We start from the raw sequence: 26,701 nt of genomic DNA, 5'->3' as shown, positions 1-26,701 counted from the left end.
GATCAGCCCAGCATGGCCGGATCGACGTTGGCGCCGCAGACGATCAGGCAGACCTTCTCGCCCTCGCGCGGCGCGTAGGCGCCGGTCTGCAGCGCCGCCAGCGGCAGCGCCGCCGCGGGCTCGACCGCCAGCTTCAGCTCTTTCCACAGCCACGACTGGGCGGCGCGGATGGCCTCGTCGGGCAGCAGCAGCGCATCGCCGACATGGCGCTGCGTGAGCGCCCAGGCGATGCCGCCGATGCGCTTCGCGCCCAGCGAGTCGGCCGCGATGCCGCCGACCTCGACATCGACCGGCTCGCCGGCCTCGCGCGCGCGCCACAGCGTCGGCGCGCGCTCGGGTTCGAGCGCCACCACGCGGCTGCGTTGCTCGAACCACGCCGCCAGGCCGCCGATCAGGCCGCCGCCGCCGACGCTCACCAGCACCGCGTCGGGCAGGCCGCCCTGCTGCTCGATCTCGCGGCCGAGCGTGCCCGCGCCGGCCACCACCTCGGGCTGGTCGTAGGCGTGCGTGAGCAGGGCGCCGGTCTCGCGCTGCCGCTCGAGGCAGGCAGCGAGCGCATCGGAATAGGCGGCGCCGCCGACCACCACCTTGGCGCCGAGCGACCGCAGCCGGGCCCGCTTGGCCTCGGGCGACACCTCGGGCAGGAACACCTCGCAGGGCACGCCCAGCGCCTGGGCCGCCGCGGCCGTCGCGATGCCGGCGTTGCCGCCGGAGGCCACGATCGCGCCACTGGCCGGGATCTCGTTGGCCAGCAGCCGGTTCATCATGCCGCGCGCCTTGAAGCTGCCGCTGGCCTGCAGGTGCTCCAGCTTGAGCCAGACCTCGACGCCCGGCGTGGCCAGGCCCAGGGCCTGGCCGGGGAGCTTCCACAGGGGTGTCTCGCGCAGGAAGTGCGGCGCGCGCTCGCCGATCCGGCGCGCGGCGGCCTCGACGTCGCCGCGCCAGTCGTGCTGCAGGTCGCCGCTCACGAGATGTGCCCCGGCGGCGGGATGTCGTCGAGCTTGAGCCCCTTGGGCAGCGGGAACTTGAGGGTCTCCTGGATGCCGTCCATCTTGCGCACCGACACCGCGCCCAGGGCCTTGATGCGGTCGATCACCTCGCGCACCAGGATCTCGGGGGCCGAGGCACCCGCCGTGAGGCCGATGCGGCTCTTGCCCTCGAACCACTCGGGCCGCAGCTCGGCCGCCGAATCGACCATGTAGCTCTCGGTGCCGAGACGCTGCGAGAGTTCGCGCAGCCGGTTGCTGTTGGAACTGGTCGGGCTGCCGACCACGATCACCAGGTCGACCTGCGGGCTCAGCATCTTCACGGCGTCCTGCCGGTTCTGCGTGGCATAGCAGATGTCCTGCTGCTTGGGCTCTCGCACGCTCGGAAAGCGCGCCCGCACGGCCGCCGAGATCTCGGCCGCGTCGTCGACCGACAGCGTGGTCTGCGTCACGACCGCGAGCTTCGCGGTCTGTGCCGGCGCCACCCGCGCCACGTCCGCCACGTCCTCGACCAGGTGGATGCCGCTCGACAGCTGCCCCATCGTGCCCTCGACCTCGGGGTGGCCCTTGTGGCCGATCATGATGAACTCGTAGCCTTCCTTGGCCAGCTTGGCCACTTCGACGTGGACCTTGGTCACCAGCGGACAGGTGGCGTCGAAGATCTCGAAGCCGCGCGCGCGCGCCTCGGCCTGCACCGCCTTGCTGACGCCGTGGGCGCTGAACACCAGCGTGGCGCCGGGCGGCACGTCGGCCAGGTCCTCGATGAAGACCGCGCCCTTGGCCTTGAGCTCGTTGACCACGTAGGTGTTGTGCACGATCTCGTGGCGCACGTAGATCGGGGCGCCGAACTTGGCGATGGCGCGCTCGACGATCTCGATCGCGCGGTCGACGCCGGCGCAGAAACCGCGCGGCTCGGCCAGGATGACTTCTTCGATGCCGCTCACAGCACGCCGATCAGCTTCACCTCGAAGGTCACGGGCTGCCCTGCGAGTGGATGGTTGAAATCGAAGCGCACCGCGGTCGCGTTCGACTCGATCACCGCGCCCGCATAGCTGCCGGTGCCGTCGGGCGTCGGGAACTGGATCACGTCGCCGATGGCGTAGGGCTCGTCGGGGTCGCCGATGCGGGTCAGCAGGGTGCGCGCGACCCACTGCTGCATGTCGGCGTTGCGCTCGCCGAAGGCCTCGCCCGCCGGCAGCTCGAAGGTGGCGTGCGCCCCTTCCGCCAGGCCGATCAGGCGCTGCTCGACCGCCGGCGACAGCTCGCCGGTGCCGAGCGACAGCGTGGCCGGCTTGTCGTCGAAGGTGTTGATGATGTCGCCCGCAGGACCGGACAGCCGGTAGTGCAGCGTGAGGAAGGAACCGGGCGTGACGACGGCGGCGGTGGAAATCGAAGACAAGGTGAGGGGTCCCTATAGACTGGGCCCCTATTTTAGGGAGTGGGGTCGGAACCCCGTAGGCACCATGTCTTTCAAGGACCTGCCGGATGGCGCGCGGCCGCGCGAGCGACTGATCGCGCTCGGTGCCGGCGCGCTGGCCGATGCCGAACTGCTGGCGCTGCTGCTGCGCACCGGCCTGCGCGGAAAAAACGTGCTGCAGCTGTCGCAGGAGCTGCTCGATCGCTTCGGCGGCCTGGCCGGCCTGCTCCATGCCGGGCTCGACGACCTGAAGCAGGTCAAGGGCCTGGGCGGCACCGCCAAGCGGGCCGAACTGGCGGCCGTGCTCGAACTCGCGCGCCGCGCGATGGCCGAGCGGCTGAAGGAGCGCGCCGTCTTCGATTCGCCCGGGGCCGTCAAGCAGTACCTGCAGCTGCACCTGGCCGCCCGGCCGCATGAAGTGTTCGCCGCCCTGTTCCTCGATGCCCAACACCGCCTGATCGCCATGGAAGAACTGTTTCGCGGCACCCTGACCCAGACCAGCGTCTATCCGCGGGAGGTGGTCACGCGCGCCCTGCACCACCACGCCGCCGCCGTGGTGCTGGCCCACAACCACCCGAGCGGCTCGGTGGAGGCTTCGCGCGCCGACCAGTCGCTCACCCAGACCTTGAAGGCCGCACTGGCGCTGGTCGACGTGCGCGTGCTCGACCACGTGATCGTGGCCCGCGGCAGCACCTTGTCCATGGCCGAGAGCGGCCTGCTCTGAAAAATTCGTTCCTTATAGTTATAGATCAGAATAGAAACCATACGTAACCGAATCGGGTGCGGCCGACAATGCCGCCCCCTTGGATGCAAAGGTGGCCGTGGAAGACATATTGATCGTCGATGACGACCCGTCGGTGCGCGAGCGCCTCGAACGGGTGACCGCGCAAGCCGCGCCGCAGGCCCGCTGCGCGATGGCCGGTTCGCTGGCCGAGGCGCGCGAGCAGCTGGCAGCCGGCCGCTTCGACCTGGCGCTGCTCGACGTCGGCCTGCCCGACGGCAACGGCCTCGAGCTGCTGCCCTGGATGCAGGCCCATGCGCCCACGGTCGACGCGGTGGTGGTCTCGAGCCTGGGCGACGACGCGACGGTGCTGCAGGCGATCCGCGGCGGCGCCGTCGGCTACCTGCTGAAGAACGGCAGCGACGTCGAGCTCGAGCTGTCGCTGGGCAGCATGCAGCGCGGCGGCGCGCCGATCGATCCGGTGATCGCGCGCCGCATCCTGCAGCTGATGGCGGCGCCGCAGCCCGCTCCGGGCGCCCTTGCTAACATCGGCGCGGCCCCGGCGACCCCGGCGCCCGCCGCGCTGAGCGCCCGGGAGACGCAGGTGCTGCAACTGGTGGCGCAAGGCCACAGCAACCGCGAGATCGCCCAGAGCCTCTCACTGTCCATCAACACCGTCGAATGCCACGCCAAGAACATCTACCGCAAGCTCGCGGTGCACTCGCGCGCCGGCGCGGTGTACAGCGCGCGGGCGAAGGGCTGGCTGCCCTGATCCGGGCGGCGGGATGGATGTTCGGCTGGCTGCTCGCCGGCCTGCTGTTCGCCAGCGCCGCCCAGGGCGCGGCGCCCCCGAAGGCCGGCCCCGGCTTCGACAGCATCGAGGCCGCCCGGTCCGACGGGCAGGCCGCCACGCCGCCTGTCGATGGCTGGACGCCGGTCAGCCTGCCGGACGCCTGGGCGACGCGCTGGCCCGGCTACGACGGCGTGGTCTGGTACCGGCTGCGCTGGTCCGGCGCTGCCGCGTCGCCGCCGCTGGGCCTGCTGGTCGAGTACGCCAACATGGCGGCGACCTTCTCCCTCAACGGCAGCCTGATCGGCGGCGATGCCAGCCTGGTCGAGCCGCTCTCGCGCAGCTGGAACCTGCCGCGTTACTGGGTGCTCGACGCACCGCTGCTGCGTCCGGGCGCCAACGAGCTGCTGATCCGCGTCTCGGGCATCGCGATCTTCCAAGCCGGCGTGGGGCCGGTGAGCCTCGGCGCGCCCGAGTTGTTGCGGCCGGCCTACCGCGAATCGCTGCTGATGCGCCGCACCCTGCCGCTGCTGGGCATCGGGCTGACCCTGGTCATGGGCGTGCTGTACGGCATGCTGTGGCTGCTGCGCGGCAGCGAGCGCTCCTACGGCTGGTTCAGCCTGTTCTCGCTGCTGTGGGTGCTCTACTCGCTGAACTACGTCGCGCTCGGGCCCTGGCCCTTCGCGAGCACCGAGGCCTTCCAGCGCGCCAACCACCTGGCGCTGGTCGCCAGCATCGTCTGCTTCTTCATGTTCGCGCTGCACTTCTGCGACCTGGCGCGGCCCCGGCTGCGGCGGGCGACGCTGCTGGTCGGTGCCGCCGCGCTGGCGGCATTGATCGCCGTGCCCTCGCGCCTGCTCGAGCCGGCCCGCGACATCACGGTGCTGGCCGTCCTGCTCTGCTACTTCGCGAGCTGCGCGATCATCGTCAGGCATGCCTGGGTCGCCCGCCGGCTCGAGGTCGCGGTGCTGGCGGCCTGCCTGATGCTGCCGGTGGCGGCCGGCGCCCACGACACGCTGATCTTTCTCGAATGGCTGCCCGGCACGCGCTACTACGTCACCCTGTCTTCGAGCGCGACGCTGCTCGGCATCTCGTTCGCGCTGACCTGGCGGATGGTCAAGGGCATGCGGCTGGTGGAGCATTTCAACGCCGAGCTGCAGCAGCGGGTCGACGCGGCCACCCAGCGGCTGGCGGAGGGCCTGGGCCGGCAGCACGAGGCCGAGCTGGTGCAGACCCGGCTGACCGAGCGGCTGAGCCTGGTGCGCGACCTGCACGACGGCCTCGGCATGACACTGAGCAGCCACATCCACACGCTGGGCAACCGGGGCGCCGGCGACCACGGCGCCGCGCTGTGGGCGCTCAAGGAAGTCAACGACGACCTGCGCCTGATCATCGAAAGCTCGGCCTTCGACGACACCGACGAACTGGCCGACCGGCTGGTGCCGCTGCGCCACCGCTGCACCCGCCTGCTGGAGGCCGCCGGCATCGCGTGCCGCTGGCAACTGCTGCGCCTGCAGGGCTGCCGGCTCGGCGGCAAGCGCGACCTGGATTTCCTGCGCGTGCTGCAGGAGGCGCTGGCCAACGTGCTCAAGCACAGCGGCGCCACGCAGGTGGACGTGACCATCGAGGCCGTGGGGTCGCAGCTGCGGCTGTCGATCCACGACAATGGCAACGGCTTTGCCGGCGACGCCGGGTCGCAGCCGTCGGGCGGCATGGGTTTGCAGAACATGCGGCTGCGCGCGGCGCGGCTTGGCGGCACACTCGACATCTGTTCGGGCACCTCGGGCACCCTGCTCGCGCTGCATTGCCCGATCGAGGCGAGCGTCCCGGCCGCCTGAACCCCTTTCGCCATGCCCGCCAAATCCAACCACATCAAGAGCCTGGCCGACCTCAAGCAGGTGCAGCGCTCCCTCGCCGAGCGGCGCGCGCAAGAGGCCGCCGAGGCGGCCGCGCAGGCCGCGGCGAAGCAGAAGCGCCTGGCCGACCAGGACCTGTTCGCGCGCGCGATCGGCGCCACCCAGCCGCTGCGCAGCAAGGCCTCGGTGCCCCTCGCCCCCGAACCGCCGGCGCCGATCCCGGTGCAGCAGCAGCTCGACGACCAGCGCGTGCTGCGCGAATCGCTGTCCGACGAATTCGACGTCAGCACCCTGCTCGACGCCGACGACGCCATGAGCTTCCGCCGGCCCGGCATCCCTACCGAAGTCACGCGCAAGCTGCGGGCCGGCGAATGGTCGATCCAGCGCCAGCTCGACCTCCACGGCATGCGCAGCGACGAGGCCCGCGAAGCGCTCGGCGCCTTCATCCGCGAAGCCTGGAAACAGGGGGTGCGCTGCGTGCGCGTGGTGCACGGCAAGGGCCATGGCTCGCCGGGCAAGCAGCCGGTGCTGAAGGCCAAGGTCCAGCGCTGGCTGATCCAGAAGAACGAGACCCTGGCCTTCGTGCAGGCCAAGCCGGCCGAGGGCGGCGGCGGGGCGCTGGTGGTGCTGCTGGCGCCGTCGCGGCGCTGAGGGCGTGGCGGCTCAGCCGCCCTTGTTCCGCATCCAGTCCGCGGTCTGGAAGAACGACCCGCGCAGCCGCTCGCGCAAATCCTCCGGCACCCCGGTCTCGCCCATCGCCTGGTCCATGCAGGCCAGCCACTCGTCGCGCTCGCGGATCCCGATGCTGTGGCCGCCGATGCTCTGCGGCAGGTGGCGCGCGCGCAGCATCGGATGGCCGAAGCGGTCGGTGTAGTGCTGCGGCCCGCCGAGCCAGCCGCAGAGGAACCAGAACAGGCGCTGGCGCGCATTGTCGAGCGAGGGACCATGCACCGCGCGCAGCTGCGCGTAGGCCGGCTCGAGGTCCATCAAATCGTAGAAGCGCTCGACCAGCGCGTGGACCGCGGCTTCGCCGCCGATCCATTCGTAAGGGGTGTCGAAAGGCGGTTTGTCCTGAATCTGCATGGGCGCCATTGTCCCAAGACTTGAGGCACCATCGCAGCCATGGCCGATTCATCCCCCTCCTCCCCCGGCGAAAGCTTGCCCGTGATCAACGTCTCGGCCCTGGTCGCCGGCGCTGCCGGGCGCGAAGCGGTGGCGGCGCAGATCGGCGCCGCCTGCCGGGCCCACGGCTTCTTCTACGTCACCGGCCACGGCGTCGACCCGGCGCTGGTGCAGCGCCTCGAAGACCTGAGCCGCCGTTTCTTCGCACTGGACGAGCCGACCAAGATGCGCTGGCGCATGGCCCTCGGCGGCCGGGCCTGGCGCGGCTACTTTCCGCTCGGCGGCGAACTCACGTCCGGCCGGCCCGACTGGAAGGAAGGCCTCTATCTCGGCACCGAGCTGTCCGCGGACCATCCGCTGGTGCGCGCCGGCACGCCGGTGCACGGACCCAACCTGTTCCCCGACCTCGACGGCTTCCGCTCCACCGTGCTGGCCTACATCGAGGCCGTCACGCGGCTCGGCCACCGCCTGATGGAAGGCATCGCGCTGAGCCTGGGCCTGCCGGCCGCCTATTTCGCCGAGCGCTACACCGCCGATCCCCTGATCCTGTTCCGGATCTTCAACTACCCGACGCAGCCGGTGCCCGAGGGCATGGACGTGCACTGGGGCGTGGGCGAACACACGGACTACGGCCTGCTCACGGTGCTGCGCCAGGACGACGTGGGCGGACTGCAGGTGCGCACGCCCGGCGGCTGGATCGAGGCGCCCCCGGTCGCGCAGTCCTTCGTCTGCAACATCGGCGACATGCTCGACCGCATGACCGGCGGGCGCTACAAGTCGACCCCGCACCGCGTCACGCGCAACACCTCGGGCCGCGACCGGCTGTCCTTCCCGCTGTTCTTCGATCCGAATTTCGAGGCCCGGGTGCGGCGCATCGAAGGACTGGACAGCGCCGCAGCAGACGACAGCGCCGAGCGCTGGGACCGCGCCAACGTCCACGCCTTTAGCGGGCGCTACGGCGACTACCTGTTGGCGAAGGTGTCGAAGGTGTTCCCGCAGTTGCGCGACGAGGTGCTGTGAGGGGTCAGAACGAGCTCCCGATCTGGAACTGGATGCGCTGCAGGCGGTCGGCCGCGATGCCGTTGGCTTCGTCCAGTTGCTGGTACCTGAGCGGCAGCGCATAGGCCAGCCGCAGCGGACCCAGCGGCGAGATCCAGCTGATGCCCAGGCCGGCCGAGGCGCGGATGCCGTTCTGCGCCTTCCACTGGGCATCGGTCAGGGCGGCGCTGCGGTCGGCGAAGACGTTGCCGGCGTCGACGAAGCCGTAGAGCCGCAGGGTGCGGTCGTTGCCCGCCCCCGGGAACGGCGTGCTGAATTCGGCGTTGACCACGGCCTTGCGGGTACCGCCCAGCGCCCCTTCCGTGACGGCGTCGCGCGGGCCCAGCGAGTTGGTCTCGAAGCCGCGGATCGAGCCGAGGCCACCGGCATAGAAGTTCTTGAAGATCGGGAAGCTGCTGCCGTCGAGCGCCCGCGCATAGCCGAGCTCGGCGTTCAAGGCCAGCGTGTACTGCTTGCTCAGCGGGACGTACTGCTGGAACTGGTACTGGCTCCGCAGGTAGCGCAGATCGGAGCTAGTGCCCAGCTCCAGGCTGGCGGTCTGGAAGCGCCCGCGGCTGGGCACCAGGGTGCTGTCGCGGTCGTCGCGCGACCAGCCGACCGTCAAGGGCACGCCCAGCAGGCTGCTCTGCGCGCAGACCACGCTCGGCACCGTGCCCGTGCACTGGAAGTAGTCGAGGTAGGCCTGGGGGGTCGCGGTGTACACGTACGAGCCGTCGACCAGGGTGTAGGTGCCGTTGGCGCCCGGCGTGAACTGGTAGCCCTCCAGCCCGAGGCCGAAGTAGACCGTGTCCAGCTCGCTGAAGGGCACGCCGAACTTGAGCGAGGCGCCGGTGCTGGCCAGCTTGTAGTTGCCGTCGGCCTCGTAGTACGGGCGGGTCACCGTATGGAACAGGCTCACGGTGCGCGAGATGCCGCCCGTCGTGAAGTACGGATCGGTCGCCGCCAGCGAGATCGACTGGTTGTAGGCGCCCCCGCTCACCTGCAGTCCGAGGTAGTTGCCGGAGCCGAACACGTTCTCCTGCGTGATGCCGAAGTTCACCGACAGCCCGGTGGTCGAATAGCCCGCGCCCAGTTGCAGGCTGCCGGTCGGCTTCTCCTTGACCTCGACGGTGAGGTCGACCTGGTCGGTGGTGCCGGGCACCTCCTGGGTGTCGACGCTGACGTCGGTGAAGTAGCCGAGCCGGTCGACCCGGTCGCGCGACAGCTTGATCTTGTCGCCGTCGTACCAGGAGGCCTCGTACTGGCGGAATTCGCGCCGGATCACTTCATCGCGGGTGCGGTTGTTGCCGCCGATGCTGACCCGCCGCACGTAGACCCGGCGCCCCGGCTCCGCCTGCAGGACCATCGTGACGCGGTTGTGGGCGCGGTCGATCTCGGGGCGCGCGTTGACCCGCGCGAAGGCGTAGCCGAAGGTGCTGAAGTAGTCGGTGAAGGCCTTGGTGGTCTGGCTCACCATCTCGCCGTTGTAGGGCACGCCGGGCCGCACGGTCACCAGCGACTTGAACTCCTCCTCGCGCCCGAGGTAGTCGCCCTCGAGCTTGACCGCGGCCACCGCGAATTTCTCGCCTTCGCTGATGTGGATCGAGATCGAGAGGTCCTGGCGGTCGGGCGAGATGGCGACCTGGGTCGAGTCGATCCGGAACTCCAGGTAGCCGCGCGTGAGATAGAAGGAGCGCAGCGACTCGATGTCGGCATTGAGCTTGGCGCGCGCGTACTGGTTGGACTTGGTGTACCAGGCGAGCCAGCCGCCGTCGTCCTGGTTGAACAGGCTCAGCAGGGTCGACTCGTCGAAGGCCTCGTGCCCGATCACGTGCAGTTCCCGGATCCGGGCCGGCTCCCCCTCGGTCACCGTGAAGCTCAGGTTGGCGCGGTTGCGCTCGGTCGGCGTGACCGTGGTGACGATCTGCGCGTTGTAGAGGTTGCGCGTGATGTACTGGCGCTTCAGCTCCTGCTCGGCGCGGTCGGCCAGCGCCTTGTCGTAGGCCCGCCCCTCGGCCACCCCGATCTCGCGCAGGGCCTTCAGGAGCACGTCCTTGTCGAACTCCTTGACGCCGCTGAATTCGACCTCGGCGATGGTCGGCCGCTCCTCGACGATGACCACCAGCACGTTGCCGTTGACGTCGATGCGGACGTCCTTGAACAGGCCGAGGTCGAACAGCGCCCGGATCGACGCCGCGCCGCGCTCGTCGTCGTAGGTCTCGCCGACGCGCACCGGCAGCGACGCGAAGATCGTGCCGGGCTCGACGCGCTGCAAGCCTTCGACACGGATGTCGCGCACCGTGAAGGCATCGACGGCCCAGGCGGTCGTGAACGACGACGCCGCGGCCGCAAGGACGATCAGGCCGCGCACGCGCGAGCCCACGAAGGGAACAGTCATGGAGGGGGCACCCGCGGCGCGAAGGCCGGGGCGGATCGGCAGTGAAGGGAGAGGACCGACTACGGCGAGTCGGGGAGCGGTGGTGCCTGGACCCCGCGCGCGGCGGGGCGTCGGCGCGCCGTCAGCGCGCCGAAGCGACGAGGGCCCGGTCGGGCCTTGCCCATGCGATGGCGGTGCGCGCGACGGGCGCTTCGGAGGCCAGGCCTGCGGGCGCGGCGGCGCAGGGCACGCCGACCGGGCCGCCCATGATCGGTGCCAGCGTGGAAGCGCTGCGCAAGCACTCCGCCGCCAGCGCGCGGGCGTCGTCGCGCGGCCCGCACGCGCTCAGCACGAAGCCGAGCAGCACCGTGAGCATGCCGGCGAAGAAGCGACGGGTTGGCAGAGAGAAGTTGTGTATCGGCAACAAATTGAGCATCAATCGTCCAAACAATGAGATCGAGTGGTGAATGTGCTCGGTAAATTCGGAGAAAGCTGGTAGCGATCGGCATGCCGATCGTCCGCCAGCACGCTCACCGCCCGCGAGGCGACCTCCCCGGTCAGCGCCGCGCCCATGGCGCAGCGCCGCAGCGCGCGCTCGCGGTGCTCGGCGTCGAGGTCGGCGGGATCGTTCATGAGGGCGGCGGCGACCTCCAGCGCCGCGGCCGCCGCCGCGAGACTGAGGTGCAGGCCGGCCTGGCTGCGCTGGTCGAGGTCGAACTCGCGCAGGCGCTGCGCGGCGGCGGCCGGCGAATCGGACGCGAAGCCGATCGGCCGCGAATGGCCTTCGTCCAGCGGCCGGGTGGCCGTCAGCTCGCCGATGACGCCGATGACGGCCTGCTTGAGGTTTTCGATCCTGACGCCATGTGCGTTCGCCATGTTTTCACTCCTTGCTTGATGGCCCGAATCTACGAGCCAATCAAGGAGGAAAACGGTCGGGCCAGGCCCTCGGCGCGGTGCGCCCGGCGCTACTCCGCGGCCTGCCGCAGCGTCGCCACCACCGGCCGCCGCAGCACCTCGCGCAGTCCCCACCAGCCGGCCGCGAGGGCCAGCGCCGCGCCTGCCAGGGCGCCGGCGATCGGCACCAGCGGTGACGCGGTCCAGGTGAAGTCGAACACGAAGCGCGCCAGCGCCCAGCCGATCGCCGAGGCCACGATGCTGGCCAGGAAGCCGGCCAGCAGCCCGACCCCCGCCAGCTCCGCGCGCTGCACCTGGCGCAGCAGGCTGGCCCGCGCGCCCACCGCCCGCATCACCGCGAACTCGCGCGCGCGTTCCTCGCGGGTCGCGGTGACGGCCGCGAACAGCACCACCAGCCCGGCCGCGAGCGTGAAGCCGAACAGGAACTCGACCGCCCGGATCACCTGGTCCAGCACCCGCTGGACCTGGCCGATGGTGGCGCTCATGTCGACGTTGGTGACGTTCGGGTAGCTGCGCACCAGCGCGTTGTCGAAGCCCTTGACCTCCGGCGCGCGGAAGGCGCCCATGTAGGTCACGGGGACGTCGGCCAGCGCCGCGACCGTGTACATGACGAAGAAATTGGCATGCATCGAGCCCCAGTCGACCTTGCGCAGCGAGGTGATCCGGGCCTCGTTCTGCTGGCCGCCGATGTCGAAGCGCAGGGTGTCGCCGAGCTTCAGGCCCAGCGTCTGGGCCAGCCCTTCCTCGACGCTCAGTTCGCCCGCGGCATCGGGCCTCCAGGCCCCGGCGACGATCTGGTTGTGCGGCGGCGCCTCGGCGCTGTTGCTGAGATTGAACTCGCGGTCGACCAGCCGCTTGGCGCGGTCCTCGGCGTAGTCGTCCGGCGAGACCGGCCGGTCGTTGATCGCCACCAGGCGGCCGCGGATCATCGGGTACCAGTCGAACTTGCGCACGCCGCCGTCACGCAGGCTCTGCTGGAAGGCGTCGCTCTGGTCGGGCATGACGTTGATCACGAAGCGGTTCGGCGCATCGGGCGGCGTGGCCTTGCGCCAGCTCGACACCAGGTCGGTGCGCAGCAGCACGAGCAGGATCAGCGCCAGCAGGCCGACCGCCAGCGCGCTCACCTGCACCACCGCGTAGGCCGGCCGGGCCGAGATCTGGCGCGTCGCCAGCACCAGCCAGCGCGGCGCCGTGGTCTCGTTGACGCTGCGCCGCAGCACCCGGACGGCGAGCCAGCTCAGGAGCGCGAACACCGCCACCGCCACCGCAAAGCCGCCGACCGCGATCAGGCCCAGCTTGAGATCGCTGCTGGCCGCGACCAGCAGCGCCGCGAAGCCGGCCACGCCGATGGTCAGCACGCCGATCGAGGCCGGCTTCAGGCCGCCGACATCGCGCCGGATCACGCGCAGCGGCGGGACCCGGGAGAGTTGCAGCACCGGCGGCAGGCCGAAGGCGAACAGCAGCGTGAGTCCGACGCCGAGACCGAAGGCGACCGGCCACAACGTGGGCGCCGGCAGCGCGCTCTCGACCAGGCCGGCCAACAACAGCACGAAGACGTAGTGCACGCCGTAGCCGATGGCCACCCCCAGCGCGCTGGCGATCAGCCCGATGACGGCGAACTCGAAGGCATACGCGCCGGCGATGGTGCGCTGGCTCTGGCCCAGCACGCGCAGCATCGCGCAGTCGTCGAGATGGCTGGCCGCGAAGCCGCGTGCCGCCAGCGCCACGGCGACGGCCGACAGCAGCGCGGCCAGCAGCGCCACCAGGTTGAGGAATTTCTCGGCCCGGTCGAGCGTCTGGCGCATCTCGGGGCGGCCGCTCTCGAAAGATTCGAGGCGGGCGCCACGCAGTTCGCCCTTCTTGATCGAGGCATCGACCTCGTCGCTGAAGCGCTTGACCGCGGCCGTGTCGCCCGCCACCGCGAAGCGGTAGCTGACGCGGCTGGCCGGCTGCACGAGCCCGGTGCGGGCGATGTCGGCCTGGTTGAGCATCACGCGCGGCGCGAAGCTCATGAAGCCGGCGCCGCGGTCGGGCTCCAGCGTGATCACGCGGGCGATGCGCAGGCCGGCATCGCCGAGCAGCAGCGTGTCGCCTACCTGGAGCGCCAGCGCGTCGAGCAGCGGGCCGTCGACCCAGGCCTCGCCGGGCGCGGGCACTTCGCGCGTCGCCTGCCCCGGGCCTTCGGCGTTGGCCGCGACCTGCACCGCGCCGCGCAGCGGATAGCCGGCTGCGACCGCCTTCAGCGCCACCAGCTTGCTCGCCCCGCCCTGCCCCTCGCTGGCGCGCGCCATGGTCGGGAAGCCGTAGGTGCTGGCGCCCTGCAGCCCCAGGGCCCGCGCGCGCTCGACGAAGGCCGGCGGCGTAGGGTTGTCGCTCGCCAGCACCGCGTCGCCGCCGAGCAGCTGGCGCGCGTCGCGCTGCAGCCCGCCCTTGAGCCGGTCGGCGAAGAAGCCGACCGCGGTCAGCGCCGCCACCGCCAGCAGCACGGCGACGATCAGGAGACGGAGTTCACCGGCGCGCAGGTCGCGCCAGAGCGTGCGCCAGCCGAGGCGAAGAAAGGCATTCATGGGCCCGACGATAGCCGATGACGGATTCGCCGGTGTCCCGCCGGGGATGCCGCCGGCCGCCGGCCGTCACAGCCGCCAGGCGACCTGGAGCCCCTCGTAGATCGCTTCCTCCACGGTTCTGGGCGCAAGGCAATCGCCGATGGCGTGGATCTCGGGGGCCATGCCTTCCGATTCGAGGAACAGGCGGTCCTCCGGCAGGTGTCCCTGGCTCAGCACCAGGGTGTCGACCTCCTCGACCACCAGCGGCGCATCGCTCGCGATGTGCTGCATGTAGACGGAGCGCCCCTCGTAGCCGTAAAGCCGGGCGTAGCAGAGGATGTCGACGCCCAGGCGGTGCAGCTGGGCCACGATGTCGTCGCGGACGTAGGAGGGCAGCGATTCGCCGGCATGGGTGCCGTTGACGGCCAGCCTGACCTTGCAGCCGTTGCGAGCCAGCAAGGTCGCCACGCCCGAGCCGATCCAGTCGGAGCGCCAATCCGCCACCAGCACCGACGAACCGACCTCGACCTGGGCGCGCAGGACCTGCCAGCAATCGACGACTTGCAGCTCGCCGCTGCCAATGAGCTCCGGCGTGCGCGGACGGGCGCCGGTGGCGAAGACCAGCGCGTCCGGCGACTCCCTCGCGATCCGCTCCCGGTCGACCCGGACGCCCTTGATCACGCGCACGCCCGAATGCGCGAGTTCGCGCAGCAAGTTGGTTGTCACCCCGCCGAACTCCGCGCGGCCCGGCAACAGTTGCGCCAGCCCGACCTGCCCGCCGAGCGCCTGTGCCGCCTCGTAGAGCGTCACCGCGTGGCCTCGCTGCGCGGCCACGACCGCAGCCTTCATGCCCGCAGGGCCGCCACCGATCACCATCACGCGTTTCGGCTTCGGACTGCGGCGGACGGTTCCGTACCGGAGCTCACGGCCGGTCTCGGGCTGCTGGATGCACGAGATGGGGAAGCCGCGCTGGAACCGGCCGATGCAGGACTGGTTGCAGGCGACGCAGGCGCGGATGTCGTCGGACCTGCCCAGGCGCGCCTTGTTCGGCATCTCGGGGTCGGCGATCAGCGCCCGCGTCATGCCGCACATGTCGGCCTGGCCGGCGCCGAGGACGGCCTCCGCCTCCTGCGGCTGGTTGATCCGGCCCGCCAGCAGCACAGGCTTGGAGAGCGCCGCCTTGAATCGCGCGCCCGCCGGCGCTAGATAGGCATTCGGGATGGTCATGGGCGGGACGATGTGGACCGCGCCGCCCAGGGAAGCCGATGTGCCGAAGGTGAGGCCGAAGAAGTCGACCCGATCCTGGAGCGCGACGCAGGCGGCCAGGGCGGCCTGTTCCGTGAGGCCGTCTTCATCGTGTTCGCCCGCCGAGATGCGAAGACCGACCACGAAGTCATCGCTGGTCGCGACGCGCACGGCATCGAGCACCTGGGCCAGGAACTGCAGCCGATTCTCGTCGCTGCCCCCGTACTCGTCCTCCCGGTGATTGACGCTCGGGTTGAGGAATTGGGAGGGCAGATAGCCGTGGCTGGCGACGATCTCGACGCCATCGAGCCCGGCCGCAAGAACCCGCCGCGCACCCGCCGCATAGCCGGCCACGATGTCGCGGATCATGGCGCGGCTCAAGGGTCGCGGCACGACGCGGAAGCGTTCGTTCGGCACGGCGGACGACGAGTACGCCACGGCCTGCAAGCCATCCGCCGTTTCCATGACCTCCCGCCCCGGATGGAAGAGCTGCGCGAACACCGCGCAGCCTTCTGCATGACAGGCCTGGGCGACGCGCCGGTAGCCTTCGATGCAGTCGTCGTCGGTGGCCATCAGGCTGCGGGCGGTGTAGCGCGCCGTCTCGTGAATGCCCGCGACCTGCATGATGATCAGGCCCGCGCCACCCCGGGCCCGCGCCGCGTGATAGGCCACCAGTTCATCGCTGACCCGGCTGTCGATCGGCAGCACCGTGTCGTGCCCGGTGGACAGGATCCGGTTCTTGATGGAGAGGCCGCGGACCTTCAGCGGCGAAAAAAGACGGGGGAAGGAAGGACCGGTCATGGGGTCGTGCACCTCGTTGCTTCTAGCCCGCGAAGAGCGCCGAGTACTGTCGGAGCGTGGCCTGGTAGTTGTCTGCCCACCACCGGGTGTCCACCTTGCATTGAACGGCCATGTTCTCCGGGCTTCCCGGATTGCTTTGGCGAATGTCCTCGGGACTCGCCGTCGTGGCCTGGTGGGTGGTCGGCCCCACCCCCAGCTGGCGCAGGAGCACCAGTTGCGGTTCCACCGTCTGGACGAAGGCCAGGAAGCGCCATACGTCGTCGCCCGCAGGATTGCCTTTGGGGACCGACCACGCGTCATTCGCGGCAACGCCTTCATGCCAGGTGAAGTCGATCGCGCCGGCCGTCTCCTTGCGCAGCAAGGTGGCACGCGAATGCCAGATCGAGGCCATGCTCACCTCGCGCTGGCGGACCATCTGCTGGCTCTCGGCACCGGAGTCCCACAGGATCACATGGGACTTGAGCGCCTCGAGCCTGCGCAACGCGCGCGGCACGTCCATCGGAAACACCTGGTCCTTCGCGACGCCGTCCGCCATCAACGCGGCTTCGAGCGCGCCGCCCATCCATTTCCACAGGGCTCGCTTGCCGGGAAACTTCTCCACATCCCAGAAGTCGCTCCAGGCGCGCGGCGGGTTCTTGCCGAATCGCCTGGCGTCATAGGTCAGGACGTGGCTGACCAGGTAGGCCGGGACACCGAACTCGCTGGCGGTGCCTGGCAACTGGTCCCGGCCCACGATGGCGTAGTCTATAGCCCGCAGGTAGCCCTGCTTGCCGAGGCTGATCGCGCTGAAGGCGTCGATCGCCATGGCGTCCCACACGGTGCGCTGGTTGTCGACCATTGCCTTGATCTTGCCCTCCAGCGGGCCGACATCGAACACCACGGCGCTGCCGGTGGCCTTGGCATAGGGCGATCCGAACGCCGCCTTCATCGCCTTGGTGGAGTCCCCGCCCCAGTTGGCGACGACGATCTCCTTGGCGGCGGCCAGGCTCTTCGAGGCCGCGCCGAGCAGCAGGGTCGGCGCGATGCCCGCCGCTGCGCAGGCACGGATGAATTCGCGGCGCCCCGCCGGGGTTCGGGGCCGCAGGACCCTCGCCTGTTCGATCAGCTCCAGCAGATACTTCTCGTTCATCTCAGTCTCCCTTTTTGTCTTTCAGATGTCCGTGCCAGTTCGACGGCGGGCCTTCCTGCCCGCCCGCACGGCATGCACGAGCATGGCCACGCAAGTCAGCAGGATGAACACGCTCGAGACGGCGGCGATGGACGGATTGACGTTGTCCCGGATGCCGTCCCACATGCGGCGCGGCAGGGTGACGATGGCGCGACCCGAAATGAACAGCGTCACCACCAGCTCGTCCCATGACAGGATGAAGGCGAACAAGGCCCCCGATGCGATGCCGGTGCGGATCGACGGGACAATGACGTGCCACAGGGTCTGCCAGGTGTTGGCGCCCAGATTCCTGGCAGCCAGCTCGATCTTCCGGCCCAGGGTCGACAGCGACGCCGACACCGTGACCACCACGTAGGGGACGTTCAGGATCGCATGGGCGACGACCAGGCCCACATAGCTGTCCAACAGCCGCAGGTCGGCCCAGAGCTTGTAGAACACCAGGGCGGAGACGATGGGCGGGACGATCATCGGCAGCAGCAGGAACACCCTCACGGCCTCGCTGGCACGCGACGAGATCTTCCACAGGCCGATGGCCGAAAGCGTCCCCAGCACCACCGCGATCGCGGACGAAGCCACCGCCACGACGAAACTCTGGGCCATGCTGCCGCGCCACTCCTCGTCCTCGAAGATCTGCCGATAGTGGCGCAGCGAGACCTCGTCCTGCGGCATCGACAGGTATTCGTGCGGCGTGAGCGACACCGGGAATGCCACGAGGATGGGGACGACCAGCAAGGCGATGAAGCACCACGCCGCGCCGACGACCAGCCTGGACTGCCACTTCGAAGAAGCATTCATTGCCTGTTCCTCACTTGGCGCCGAACAGCTGGCGGACGTCGAGGACCGGGCCACCAGCGCCAGGATCGACAGCACCGCCATCAGCAGGATGGCCGCGAGCGCCGTCGCCAGGCCCCAGTGGGTGAGCGTCAGCATCTCCATGTTGATGTACTCCGAGACCATCACCGTCCTGCCGCCGCCCAGGATCACCGGCGTGACGAAGAAGCCGAGCGAGAAGATGAAGACCAGGATGCCGGCGCCGGCGATCCCCGGCAGGGACATGGGCAGATAGACGCGAAAGAACGTGGTCCAGCCGCCCGCCCCCAGTCCTCGCGCGGCCCGCACGAACACCGGATCGATGCCCTGGAGGTTCGAGAACATCGGCAGCACGGCGTAGGGGACCATGTAGTGCACCATGCCGATCACGACGCCGACCTCGCTGCGCACCATGGCGATGGGATCGCCGATGACCCCCAGCGCCATCAGGGCGCTGTTGACGGGGCCCGTATCCCCCAAGGCATAGACCCATGCGAAGGCCCGGATCAGCACGGAGATCCAGAACGGCAGCAGCACGCCGAACATCATCGCGAGGCGCTGCCGCGGGCCGACATGGACCAACGCATAGGCGATCAGGTAGCCGATCAGCACGGCCAGGAGCGTGGTGAACAGGCAGATCCGCAAGGTCCTGGCCAGGATCCTCAGGACGGCGGGGGTCGTGAAGATTTCGCGGTAGTTCTGCAGGCCGACAGCCGGTTCGGAAAGGCTGATCCACAGCACATGGAGCAGCGGCAGCAGGTACACGACGACCAGCATCGCGACCACCGGCGCGATCAGCAGCCAGTATCGGTCCCACGGGAGCCTGGCCGGCCGCGCCGACGGGCCGGCAGGCGAGACTGCGCTTGCACCGTTCATGGCGACGGGCCTTCCAGCACGGGATGCGCCGCGTCCTCGTCCCAGGTGATGTGAAGCTGCTTGCCGAGTTCGGGTGCCACCGGGGATTGCCAGGCCGGCGCGGTCACCAGGACGGTCCCGAGATCGTCGGTGCGCAGCGTGTAGTGGAAATAGGAGCCGAAATAGTTGAAGTGCGCCAGCACGCCGGTCAGGCGGTTCACCTTGTCCACCGGCTCCCGCTCGCAGAGGCTGATCTTTTCGGGCCGCAGCGCCAGCACGATCCGGTCGCCCGACTGGCCCGCGCCGGCGATCTGTCGGAACCTTCGCTGCCCGGCCTGGTAGACGACGGCTTCCCCATCGCGCTCGACGACCGCGCCTTCGATGAAGTTGCTGTCTCCGAGAAAGCTGGCGCAGAAGCGATTGACGGGCCGCTCATAGAGTTCGTCGGGCCGCCCGATCTGGACCAGCCGGCCGTCGCACATGATGGCGATGCGCCCCGACATCGAGAGCGCTTCTTCCTGGTCGTGGGTGACGAAGAGAAAGGTGGCGCCCAGGCGCTCGTGCAAGGCCTTCAGTTCGATCTGGACTTCGGCCCGCAGCTTGCGATCGAGCGCGCCGAGCGGCTCGTCGAGGAGCACGATGTCCGGCTCGAAGACCAGCGCACGCGCCAGGGCCACGCGCTGCTGCTGGCCGCCGGACAGCTGCTTCGGAAGTCGGTCGGCCAGGTGGTCGAGGCGGACCATTTCCATGGCGTTCCTGACGCGTTCTACCGCCGTGCTGCCGCCGATGCCCCGCACCCGCAACGGAAAATGGATGTTCTCCGCCACGGTCATGTGCGGAAAGAGCGCGTAGCCCTGGAACACCATGCCGAAGTTCCGGCGCTCGGGCGGAAGGTCGACGATGCTCCGGCTGCCGACGCGAATGTCGCCCGATGAAGGCTGCTCGAAGCCCGCGACCATCATCAGCAAGGTCGACTTGCCGGACCCGGAGGGGCCGAGAATCGTCAGGAACTCGCCATGGGGCACATCGATGGAGGTTGCATGGAGTGCCACCACATTGCCGTAGCGCTTCGACACCGCGTCGATGCGGAGCGCGTGCGCCGTGTCTTTCGAATTCATGGGTCTCCCCCGGGGGTCCGCCGAACGCCACGTTCAGCAGCAGTAAGAGGACGCGTCGCCGACCAGGCGACGAACGGATCTCCAGGCCAGGTCCACCACCGCATCGGAACTGGCGATGTCGTATTGGCGGCAGGTCCTGGCCCGGATGTGTTCCGGGGGCAGTCGCAGCGCCGCGCCGCCTGCCATTGCCTGCACCTGCGCCTGGCAGGCGCGCTCGAGGAAATAGATCTGGTCGAAGGCCTGCGCGATCGACCGGCCCACGGCCAGCAGGCCGTGGTTGCGCAGGATCATCGCCATGTGCGGCCCCAGATCCCGGACCAGGCGCTCGCGCTCGTCGAGATCGAGGGCGATGCCTTCGTAGTCGTGGTAGCCGAGCCTTCCGTAGAACTTCAGCGCATGCTGGCTGAGTGGCAGCAAGCCGTCGTGCTGGGCCGACACCGCGATGCCGGCGGCGGTGTGCGTGTGGATGACGCAGGCGACATCCTCGCGCGCGGCGTGGATGGCCGAATGGATCGTGAACCCGGCGGCGTTGACGCCATCGTCGGGCTCGCCCCCATCGACCCGGCGGCCGTCGAGGTCGATCCTGACCAGATCGCGGGCGCGCATCTCATGGAACAGCACGCCATAGCGATTGATCAGGAACTGCGGCGCGGCGCCGGGAACGCGCGCGGAGATGTGCGTGTCGATCAGGTCGGTCATTCGGAAATGCGCGACCACGCGGTACAAGGCGGCCAGTTCGCAGCGCGCCTGCCATTCGGCCTCGGTGCAGTGCCCGATCGCCATGCTTGTCTTTGTTGTCATTCCTCTCCCCTGTTCCATGCGCCCGCGGCGCCCTGCTCAATAGCTCGGCGGCGTCACGACCCAGATCACCACCGTCTGCACCGCCCCGTTGTTCCTGTAGCGATGCGGGACGGAGCTCTTGAAAGAGAAGCTGTCCCCTTCTTCGCAAACGAAATGCTCGTCGCCTACCCAGAACTCGAGTGCGCCGGCCAACACGACGCCGGCTTCTTCGCCCTCATGGAAGTAGCTGGTCTCGCCGCTTCCCGAGCCCGGCTCGAAGACCGACATCAGCAACTCGAGTTCGCCCTCGAGACTTGGCGACAACAGATGGTCGGTGACGCCGTCGGCATAGCTCAGCTTTCGGCGGTCCGCCTTGCGAACCACCATCTTTCGGTGCGAAGCCGCATTCGTCTCGTGAAAGAAGAAATTGATCTTGACGCCGAGCGCTTCGCCGAGGGCCTGCAGTTCCGCGACCGAGGGCTTGGTGAGGTTGCGCTCCAGCTTGCTGAGGTAGGCCACGGAGCGGCCGATGCGCCGGGACAGGTCCGCGAGCGTCATTCGCCTGGCCTTGCGCAAGCCCCGGATGTCTTCGCCGATGCGTTCGTCGTCCAACGCGCCCGTGGAACGCTCGGTGCCTGCGCGCGCCGCCGGCTGCGCCGTCGGGGCCTTGGGGGTGTTTTTCCGCTGGGCCATGAGTGCGCCCATCGTAGGCGCGTCAGGAAAAATTCTCCTGGCTATTTTCCCCTAAGAAAATTTGATGAGCTTTTTTTCCAACAGGATGTAAGTCCTCGCGGGGGGCGAGCCCGTCAGGCCGACGATGACGAGAGCAAGGCCGGCTGCAGCACCAGCCGCTGCACCCCCGCGAAGCAAAGGAAGCGACGGTTCGTCGCCCGCCCGATCGCGCACAGCCCGACCCGCTGCGCGACCTCGTGGCCCATCTGCGTGATGCCGCTGCGCGAAACGACGATCGCCACGCCCATCTGCGCCGACTTGATCACCATCTCGCTGGTCAGGCGGCCGGTGGTGTAGAACACGCGCCCGCCGGCCAGCCGCGGCTGCATCGCGATCCAGCCGGCGATGGTGTCGATCGCGTTGTGGCGCCCCACGTCCTCCACGAAGCACTGCATGCAGGCCTGGTCGCCCTCCTCCAACGTGAACAGGGCGCAGCCGTGCACCGAGCCGGCCGACTTGTAGGTGCTCTCCTGGAGGCGGATCGCGTTGACCAGCGCATAGAGCTGGGCCTGGGTCATGCGGGTGTCGGGCAGTTGCAGGCTGTCGATACCGGCCATGAGTTCGCCGAACACGCTGCCCTGCCCGCAGCCCGTGGTGACCACCTTCTTCGCGGTCCGTTCCTCGATGCGGTCGATGCCGGCATGGGTCTTGACGGCCGCGGCGCCGACCTCCCAGTCGACCGTGACCGACTCGACGTCGGCCGCGGATTCGATCAGGCGCTGGTTCAGCAGGTAGCCCAGCACCAGCAGCTCCGGCTGCGCGCCCAGGGTCATGAGCGTGACCAGTTCGCGCCGGTCGACATAGATCGTCAGGTCGCGTTCGGCAGGAATCGACACCCGGCTCGACGCCCCCTGCTCGTCGACCACCTCGACCTCGCGCGTGAGCGGTGCCCGCGCCTGCGTCAGCCGCGGAAGGGCCGCTGCCGCGGCCGACGGAGATTGAAGATTCACCATGCAGGGACGATAGCCGAAGCCCGCGCACCCGTGGCCGAGTCACATCCTGAAGCAAGCTCGGCACGGATTTCGTGACAAAGGTCCGCACGAAAACGAAACCTTAGTTCTCATTTTCCGGGCTTGACCGGTTTCTGCGCTCCAATGGACGCATTCCACCGGAGATCCCCCCATGAGCTACTACGAACACCTTCACGCACTCGAATCGCTCGAGGTGACCGTGTCCGAGCTGCTGATGGCGACCCCGGACATGAGCGATCCGCTGCTCGACCCCTCGGTCCACCAGGTGCTCAGGCTGCTGCGCGACCAGCATGGGATGGAGGCCGCTTTCGCCTGCGAGTTCGTCGACGGCCGCCTGGTCTCGCACCGCCGGCAGGACGCGCAGCGCGCCCAGTTCATCGACGAGCAGGCCGAGCCGCTCGAACTGGCTTTCTGCAAGCAGGTGCTGCGCGCCAAGGTACCCGCGGGCTGCTACCTGAGCGCACCGGTGGTGCTGGCCAACGGTGCGATCTACGGCACCTTCTATTCGTTCAGCTTCAATCCCGATCCGGCGCTGGAGGCGCGCGACCTCAAGAAGCTGGAGCTGGCCGCGCAACTGGCGGCCCGGCTGATCGCCGAACGCCGCCAGGCGACAGCCATGCCGGCCCAGGCGATGGCGCCGCAAGGCCGGCCGATGGCGGCGCAGTACGCCTGAGCCCTGAAGGTCAGCGGGCGAACACGCGGCGCTCGGGCAGGCGCCGGTTCACGCTGCGCGCCATCGACGCATCGATCCCCACGAGCTCGCCCGGCTGGGTCATGAGCCGAAGCGCATCGACCGGCGGCAGGGCGCGGCTGTAGAGAAAGCGCAGCTGGCAGTCGCCGACCACGATCGCGTCGCCGTTGACCAGGGCGTGCATCCTGACCTTCTCGTTGTTGACGTAGGTGCCGTTGCGGCTGCCCATGTCGGTGAGCATGAAATGCTCGCCGGTCCACTCGATCGCCGCGTGATGCCGGCTCACGCGCTGGCTGTCGATGCAGACGCTGTTGCTGCCGGACCGCCCGATGGTGGTGATCGGACTTGCGATGTTGACCTGGCGCACGCTGCTGTTTCGAGCCAGGATGATCAGTCTTGCCATACCCCGTTCCTGTGGTTCATTGAACTGGGATCGAGCTTAGGACTTAAGTGCGCCTTCGAAAGAAGGAAACAGAAGGCTTAATCCATTCCTGTTCGTTTCAGGGGCGTCAAGTTTTGGCATCCGGCGCCCGGCCGGCCGCGTAGCGCACGCCGCGGGGGGCCCGGCAGAGGCCCCACAGCCGCAGGCCGGCCAGCTGGGCGACCTGCACGCCCATCGCCGTCGGCGCCGAGATGGTGGCGATCGCGGCGATGCCGAGGCGCGCGCACTTGCGCACCAGTTCGTGGCTGCCGCGGCTGGACAGGACGACGAAGCCGGGCTCGCTGAGCCGGCCGGCGCGCGCCAGCGTGCCGAGCAGCTTGTCGAGCGCGTTGTGGCGGCCCACGTCTTCCAGCACGTCGGTCAGCTCGCCGCCCAGGGTGGCCCAGCCGGCCGCGTGGATCGCGCCTGCCTCGGCATTGAGCACCTGGCGCGCCGGCAGCGCCGCGAAGGCACGCAGCACCGTCGGCAGGTCGACCCGCTCGATCCAGGCGCGCCGCGCGACCGGGGGGCTCTGCAGGTCGAGGGCCGCGAAGCTCTCGACGCCGCAGATGCCGCAGCCGGTGCGCCCGGCCATGCTGCGCCGGCGGCCCTTGAGCCGCTCGAAGCTGCGCGCCGAAATCTCCAGGTGCACCTCGATGCCGTCGATGCCTTCGGGCAGGCCGGCCTCGCGCGCATCGACCCGCCGCTGCGAGATGCCGCGGCAGTCGCGCACGTGGTCGAGGATGCCCTCGCTGAGCGCGAAGCCGAGGGCGAAGGCCTCCAGGTCCTGCGGGGTGGCCATCATCACCGCGTGCGAGACGCCGTTGAAGACCAGCGCCACCGGCACCTCGGTCGCCAGCACGTCGCCGCGCGCCAGGCCCGCCGCCGGCGCACCGGCCTCGCCGAACACGCGCACGCTCCGGTGCGACAGCGGCGCCAGGGCCTCGACCTCGACCTCGACCTCGACGTCGGGGTCGACCAGGGCGCTCGTCACAGCGGCCCCGCCGCGTGCGGCAGCAGCACCACCGGGATCGACTTGGACGCCGGCGTGCCGGCCTCCAGCGCCACCGAGTCCAGCGGCACCAGGGGATTGGTCTCGGGGTAGTAGGCCGCGAGGTTGCCGCGCGGAATGTCGTAGGCCACCAGCTTGAACCGGTCGGCCCGGCGTTCCTGGCCGTCGTCCCAGACGGTGTGGATGTCGACCCAGTCGCCGTCCTTCAGCCCCAGCGCCCGGATGTCCTCGGCATGGATGAAGACCACCCGGCGCTGGCCGAAGACCCCGCGGTAGCGGTCGTCGTGGCCGTAGATGGTGGTGTTGTACTGATCGTGCGAGCGGGTGCTCAGCAGCGTGAACACCACCGTGTCGGTCCGCCGGGCGCGCGCCCGGTGCGAGGGCGTGTCCTGCGGCACCGCATGGGTGAAGAAGACGGCCTTGCCGGCCGGCGTGGCCCAGTCGCGCCGGGCGGCTGGATTGGGCAGGCGGAAGCCGCCCGGGGCGGCGACCCGGCGGTTGAAATCCTTGAAGTCGTCGAACACCGCCTCGATCCGGTCGCGGATGCGCCCGTAGTCCTCGATCAGCGCCAGCCAGGGCGTGCGGCTGCGCGCCCCCAGCGTGGCGGCGGCCAGCCGCGCCACGATCGCCGGCTCCGACAGCAGGTGCTCCGAGGCCGGCGCGTTGATGCCCACCGAGATGTGGACCATGCTCATCGAGTCTTCGACCGTCACGCCCTGCAGGCCGCCGGCCTGGCGGTCGACCTCGGTGCGGCCCAGGCAAGGCAGGATCAGCGCCTCGCGCCCGTGCACCACGTGGCTGCGGTTGAGCTTGGTCGTGACGTGCACCGTGAGATCGCAATGGCGCAGCGCCCTCCAGGTCTCGTGGGTGTCGGGCGTGGCGGCGGCGAAGTTGCCGCCGAGCGCGAAGAAGACCTTGCCGCGGCCGTCGCGCATGGCACGGATCGACTCCACCGTGTCCCAGCCGGGCTGGCGCGGCGGCTCGAAGCCGAAGACGTCGCGCAGCCGGTCCAGCAGTTCGGCGGGCGGCTTCTCCCAGATGCCCATGGTGCGGTCGCCCTGGACGTTGCTGTGGCCGCGCACCGGGCAGGCGCCGGCGCCGGGCCGGCCGATGTTGCCGCGCAGCAGCAGCAGGTTGACCAGCATCTGTATCGTGGCGACCGAATCGACGTGCTGCGTGATGCCCATGCCCCAGCAGACGATCGCCCGCTCGGCCTGGCGGTAGACCTCGGCGGCGGCCCGGATCTGTGCCTCGGACAGCCCCGACTCGCGCACCAGCAGCGCCCAGGATTCGGCCCGCAGGTCGGCCGCCAGGGCCTCGAAGCCCACCGAATGCGCGGCGATGAAGGCGTGGTCGAGCGTCGGCTCGCCGGCGTCCTCGCACTCGACCAGGTGCTTCATCATCCCCTTGACCAGCGCGAAATCGCCACCGACGCGCAGCTGGAAGTAGTGGGTGCTGATCGGCGTCGAGCCGAGCGTCGCCATCTCGAGCTTGTCCTGCGGGTCGGCGAAGCGCTCCAGGCCGCGCTCGCGCAGCGGATTGAAGCTCACGATCTTGGCGCCGCGCCGGTGCGCCGCGCGCAACTCGCCCAGCATGCGCGGATGGTTGGTGCCCGGGTTCTGGCCGAAGATGAAGATCGCATCGGCGTGCTCGAAGTCCTCCAGCGTGACGGTGCCCTTGCCGACGCCGATCTGCGGCCGCATGCCGCTGCCGCTGGGCTCGTGGCACATGTTGGAGCAGTCGGGGAAGTTGTTGGTCCCGTACTCGCGCACGAACAGCTGGTAGAGGAAGGCGGCCTCGTTGCTGGCCCGGCCCGAGGTGTAGAAGATGGCCTGGTTCGGATCGGGCAGCGCCTGGAGATGGCGGGCGATCAGCGCGAAGGCGTCGTCCCAGTCGATCGGCACGTACTTGTCGCTCGCGGCATCGTAGGCCATCGGATGCGTCAGCCGGCCCTGGTCCTCGAGCCAGAAGTCGCTCTGCGCGGCCAGCTGCCTGACGGTGTGCTGCGCGAACAGCTCGGGCCCGGCCCGGCGGGCGGTCGCCTCGGCCGCCACGGCCTTGGCACCGTTCTCGCAGAACTCGAAGGTCGAGGCATGGTTGCGGTCGGGCCAGGCGCAGCCGGGGCAGTCGAAGCCATCGGGCTGGTTGGCCGACAGCAGGGTCTTGGCCCCCTTCAGCGCGATGCTCTGCGCCCGCAGTGCCCGGGTCACGCTGCGCAGCGCGCCCCAGCCGCCGGCCGGCCCCTTGTAAAACTCGATTCTCTGTTCCTGCATGGCCGGCAGTGTTGGCGGCCGCCGCTGCAGCGTCAAATTGAATCGGGACATGCCGC

Annotated in this window: 24 protein-coding genes; 6 read left to right on the top strand and 18 right to left on the bottom strand. The window is 69.6% G+C overall.

Annotated elements, in window-relative coordinates:
- Positions 1-2: 2 nt before the first annotated feature.
- From QTI33_RS06485 to QTI33_RS06475, 3 genes are read right to left on the bottom strand one after another with little or no spacing between them, the layout of a single operon-like run.
- Positions 3-968 (bottom strand): threonine/serine dehydratase, encoded by a 966-nt coding sequence (locus QTI33_RS06485; protein WP_286504959.1) that lies wholly within the window; start codon positions 966-968, stop codon positions 3-5.
- Positions 965-1,930, bottom strand: a complete 966-nt coding sequence (gene ispH, locus QTI33_RS06480; RefSeq protein ID WP_286504958.1) for a 4-hydroxy-3-methylbut-2-enyl diphosphate reductase — start codon at positions 1,928-1,930, stop codon at positions 965-967. Before ispH ends, QTI33_RS06485 begins: the two co-directional genes overlap by 4 nt.
- The gene (locus QTI33_RS06475; RefSeq protein ID WP_286504957.1) at positions 1,927-2,385 is read right to left on the bottom strand and encodes an FKBP-type peptidyl-prolyl cis-trans isomerase; all 459 of its coding nucleotides are present in this window, start codon (positions 2,383-2,385) and stop codon (positions 1,927-1,929) included. The genes ispH and QTI33_RS06475 overlap by 4 nt, the downstream gene beginning before the upstream one ends.
- A gap of 64 nt (positions 2,386-2,449) precedes the next feature.
- Between QTI33_RS06475 and radC the strand changes: the two genes are divergently transcribed.
- The 4 genes from radC (at position 2,450) to QTI33_RS06455 (ending at position 6,421) form a co-directional block, all read left to right on the top strand.
- On the top strand, positions 2,450-3,127 hold the full coding sequence (gene radC, locus QTI33_RS06470; protein WP_286504956.1) for a RadC family protein: 678 nt from the start codon (positions 2,450-2,452) through the stop codon (positions 3,125-3,127).
- A gap of 91 nt (positions 3,128-3,218) precedes the next feature.
- A complete protein-coding gene (locus QTI33_RS06465; protein ID WP_286504955.1) occupies positions 3,219-3,896 on the top strand; it encodes a response regulator transcription factor in 678 nt (225 codons plus the stop codon).
- A 17-nt stretch (positions 3,897-3,913) separates the two neighbouring features.
- Entirely contained in the window at positions 3,914-5,752 is a 1,839-nt protein-coding gene (locus QTI33_RS06460; RefSeq protein ID WP_286504954.1) for a sensor histidine kinase, read from the top strand.
- 12 nt (positions 5,753-5,764) lie between these two features.
- Positions 5,765-6,421 (top strand): Smr/MutS family protein, encoded by a 657-nt coding sequence (locus QTI33_RS06455; RefSeq protein ID WP_286504953.1) that lies wholly within the window; start codon positions 5,765-5,767, stop codon positions 6,419-6,421.
- Positions 6,422-6,433: 12 nt separating this feature from the next.
- On the opposite strand, the gene QTI33_RS06450 is transcribed toward QTI33_RS06455, so the two are convergent.
- The gene (locus QTI33_RS06450; protein ID WP_286504952.1) at positions 6,434-6,853 is read right to left on the bottom strand and encodes a group II truncated hemoglobin; all 420 of its coding nucleotides are present in this window, start codon (positions 6,851-6,853) and stop codon (positions 6,434-6,436) included.
- Positions 6,854-6,892: 39 nt separating this feature from the next.
- Between QTI33_RS06450 and QTI33_RS06445 the strand changes: the two genes are divergently transcribed.
- Complete coding sequence (locus QTI33_RS06445) at positions 6,893-7,912, top strand: isopenicillin N synthase family dioxygenase (protein ID WP_286504951.1); 1,020 nt, start codon at positions 6,893-6,895, stop codon at positions 7,910-7,912.
- A gap of 4 nt (positions 7,913-7,916) precedes the next feature.
- Here QTI33_RS06445 and bamA read toward each other — a convergent pair whose 3' ends face one another.
- The 11 genes from bamA to QTI33_RS06390 all read right to left on the bottom strand — a co-directional run bounded on the left by bamA (position 7,917) and on the right by QTI33_RS06390 (position 22,230).
- On the bottom strand, positions 7,917-10,328 hold the full coding sequence (bamA, locus tag QTI33_RS06440; protein WP_286504950.1) for an outer membrane protein assembly factor BamA: 2,412 nt from the start codon (positions 10,326-10,328) through the stop codon (positions 7,917-7,919).
- Between the two features lie 121 nt (positions 10,329-10,449).
- Positions 10,450-10,743 carry a hypothetical protein gene (locus tag QTI33_RS06435; protein ID WP_286504949.1) on the bottom strand — a complete coding sequence of 98 codons (294 nt, stop codon included), beginning with the start codon at positions 10,741-10,743 and terminating at the stop codon, positions 10,450-10,452.
- Positions 10,743-11,183, bottom strand: coding sequence for a hypothetical protein (locus QTI33_RS06430; RefSeq protein WP_286504948.1), 441 nt, complete (start codon positions 11,181-11,183; stop codon positions 10,743-10,745). The genes QTI33_RS06435 and QTI33_RS06430 overlap by 1 nt, the downstream gene beginning before the upstream one ends.
- 89 nt (positions 11,184-11,272) lie before the next feature.
- Positions 11,273-13,789: an ABC transporter permease gene (locus QTI33_RS06425; RefSeq protein WP_286504947.1), complete on the bottom strand. Its 2,517-nt coding sequence runs from the start codon at positions 13,787-13,789 to the stop codon at positions 11,273-11,275.
- Between the two features lie 66 nt (positions 13,790-13,855).
- Positions 13,856-15,814, bottom strand: coding sequence for an oxidoreductase (locus QTI33_RS06420; protein ID WP_286504946.1), 1,959 nt, complete (start codon positions 15,812-15,814; stop codon positions 13,856-13,858).
- Between the two features lie 22 nt (positions 15,815-15,836).
- Entirely contained in the window at positions 15,837-16,943 is a 1,107-nt protein-coding gene (locus tag QTI33_RS06415) for an ABC transporter substrate-binding protein (protein WP_286504945.1), read from the bottom strand.
- A gap of 21 nt (positions 16,944-16,964) precedes the next feature.
- Positions 16,965-18,668 carry an ABC transporter permease subunit gene (locus QTI33_RS06410; protein WP_286504944.1) on the bottom strand — a complete coding sequence of 568 codons (1,704 nt, stop codon included), beginning with the start codon at positions 18,666-18,668 and terminating at the stop codon, positions 16,965-16,967.
- Positions 18,665-19,765, bottom strand: coding sequence for an ABC transporter ATP-binding protein (locus QTI33_RS06405; RefSeq protein ID WP_286504943.1), 1,101 nt, complete (start codon positions 19,763-19,765; stop codon positions 18,665-18,667). The genes QTI33_RS06410 and QTI33_RS06405 overlap by 4 nt, the downstream gene beginning before the upstream one ends.
- 33 nt (positions 19,766-19,798) lie before the next feature.
- Positions 19,799-20,566 carry a class II aldolase/adducin family protein gene (locus tag QTI33_RS06400; RefSeq protein WP_286504942.1) on the bottom strand — a complete coding sequence of 256 codons (768 nt, stop codon included), beginning with the start codon at positions 20,564-20,566 and terminating at the stop codon, positions 19,799-19,801.
- Between the two features lie 36 nt (positions 20,567-20,602).
- On the bottom strand, positions 20,603-21,238 hold the full coding sequence (locus tag QTI33_RS06395) for a helix-turn-helix domain-containing protein (protein ID WP_286504941.1): 636 nt from the start codon (positions 21,236-21,238) through the stop codon (positions 20,603-20,605).
- A gap of 113 nt (positions 21,239-21,351) precedes the next feature.
- Positions 21,352-22,230 carry a formate dehydrogenase accessory sulfurtransferase FdhD gene (locus tag QTI33_RS06390; protein ID WP_286504940.1) on the bottom strand — a complete coding sequence of 293 codons (879 nt, stop codon included), beginning with the start codon at positions 22,228-22,230 and terminating at the stop codon, positions 21,352-21,354.
- A 169-nt stretch (positions 22,231-22,399) separates the two neighbouring features.
- On the opposite strand from QTI33_RS06390, the gene QTI33_RS06385 reads away from it, so the two are divergent.
- The gene (locus tag QTI33_RS06385; RefSeq protein ID WP_286504939.1) at positions 22,400-22,921 is read left to right on the top strand and encodes a hypothetical protein; all 522 of its coding nucleotides are present in this window, start codon (positions 22,400-22,402) and stop codon (positions 22,919-22,921) included.
- 10 nt (positions 22,922-22,931) lie between these two features.
- Here the strand turns inward: QTI33_RS06385 and QTI33_RS06380 are convergent, their stop codons facing one another.
- The 3 genes from QTI33_RS06380 to QTI33_RS06370 form a co-directional block, all read right to left on the bottom strand.
- Positions 22,932-23,342, bottom strand: a complete 411-nt coding sequence (locus QTI33_RS06380; protein WP_286504938.1) for an FHA domain-containing protein — start codon at positions 23,340-23,342, stop codon at positions 22,932-22,934.
- A 106-nt stretch (positions 23,343-23,448) separates the two neighbouring features.
- Positions 23,449-24,354 carry a formate dehydrogenase accessory sulfurtransferase FdhD gene (fdhD, locus tag QTI33_RS06375; RefSeq protein WP_444814814.1) on the bottom strand — a complete coding sequence of 302 codons (906 nt, stop codon included), beginning with the start codon at positions 24,352-24,354 and terminating at the stop codon, positions 23,449-23,451.
- The gene (locus QTI33_RS06370) at positions 24,351-26,645 is read right to left on the bottom strand and encodes an FdhF/YdeP family oxidoreductase (RefSeq protein ID WP_286504937.1); all 2,295 of its coding nucleotides are present in this window, start codon (positions 26,643-26,645) and stop codon (positions 24,351-24,353) included. The genes fdhD and QTI33_RS06370 overlap by 4 nt, the downstream gene beginning before the upstream one ends.
- Positions 26,646-26,701: the final 56 nt, after the last annotated feature.

It is taken from the genome of Variovorax davisae, assembly GCF_030316845.1.
In the GTDB taxonomy this organism is placed as follows: domain Bacteria; phylum Pseudomonadota; class Gammaproteobacteria; order Burkholderiales; family Burkholderiaceae_C; genus Variovorax; species Variovorax davisae.
The sequence above is the reverse complement of the archived record's forward strand: the minus strand, read 5'-3'. Positions and strand labels throughout refer to the sequence as shown.

Bases quoted from the DNA above. Each gene is read 5' to 3' on its own strand.
- bamA (WP_286504950.1), bottom strand. From the start codon at position 10,328: ATGACTGTTCCCTTCGTGGGCTCGCGCGTGCGCGGCCTGATCGTCCTT.
- QTI33_RS06435 (WP_286504949.1), bottom strand. From the start codon at position 10,743: ATGCTCAATTTGTTGCCGATACACAACTTCTCTCTGCCAACCCGTCGC.
- QTI33_RS06420 (WP_286504946.1), bottom strand. From the start codon at position 15,814: ATGACCGGTCCTTCCTTCCCCCGTCTTTTTTCGCCGCTGAAGGTCCGC.
- QTI33_RS06415 (WP_286504945.1), bottom strand. From the start codon at position 16,943: ATGAACGAGAAGTATCTGCTGGAGCTGATCGAACAGGCGAGGGTCCTG.
- QTI33_RS06425 (WP_286504947.1), bottom strand. From the start codon at position 13,789: ATGAATGCCTTTCTTCGCCTCGGCTGGCGCACGCTCTGGCGCGACCTG.
- QTI33_RS06455 (WP_286504953.1), top strand. From the start codon at position 5,765: ATGCCCGCCAAATCCAACCACATCAAGAGCCTGGCCGACCTCAAGCAG.
- QTI33_RS06390 (WP_286504940.1), bottom strand. From the start codon at position 22,230: ATGGTGAATCTTCAATCTCCGTCGGCCGCGGCAGCGGCCCTTCCGCGG.
- QTI33_RS06370 (WP_286504937.1), bottom strand. From the start codon at position 26,645: ATGCAGGAACAGAGAATCGAGTTTTACAAGGGGCCGGCCGGCGGCTGG.
- QTI33_RS06395 (WP_286504941.1), bottom strand. From the start codon at position 21,238: ATGGCCCAGCGGAAAAACACCCCCAAGGCCCCGACGGCGCAGCCGGCG.
- QTI33_RS06410 (WP_286504944.1), bottom strand. From the start codon at position 18,668: ATGAACGGTGCAAGCGCAGTCTCGCCTGCCGGCCCGTCGGCGCGGCCG.
- QTI33_RS06430 (WP_286504948.1), bottom strand. From the start codon at position 11,183: ATGGCGAACGCACATGGCGTCAGGATCGAAAACCTCAAGCAGGCCGTC.
- QTI33_RS06380 (WP_286504938.1), bottom strand. From the start codon at position 23,342: ATGGCAAGACTGATCATCCTGGCTCGAAACAGCAGCGTGCGCCAGGTC.
- QTI33_RS06445 (WP_286504951.1), top strand. From the start codon at position 6,893: ATGGCCGATTCATCCCCCTCCTCCCCCGGCGAAAGCTTGCCCGTGATC.
- QTI33_RS06400 (WP_286504942.1), bottom strand. From the start codon at position 20,566: ATGACAACAAAGACAAGCATGGCGATCGGGCACTGCACCGAGGCCGAA.
- QTI33_RS06405 (WP_286504943.1), bottom strand. From the start codon at position 19,765: ATGAATTCGAAAGACACGGCGCACGCGCTCCGCATCGACGCGGTGTCG.
- QTI33_RS06385 (WP_286504939.1), top strand. From the start codon at position 22,400: ATGAGCTACTACGAACACCTTCACGCACTCGAATCGCTCGAGGTGACC.
- radC (WP_286504956.1), top strand. From the start codon at position 2,450: ATGTCTTTCAAGGACCTGCCGGATGGCGCGCGGCCGCGCGAGCGACTG.
- QTI33_RS06460 (WP_286504954.1), top strand. From the start codon at position 3,914: ATGTTCGGCTGGCTGCTCGCCGGCCTGCTGTTCGCCAGCGCCGCCCAG.
- QTI33_RS06450 (WP_286504952.1), bottom strand. From the start codon at position 6,853: ATGCAGATTCAGGACAAACCGCCTTTCGACACCCCTTACGAATGGATC.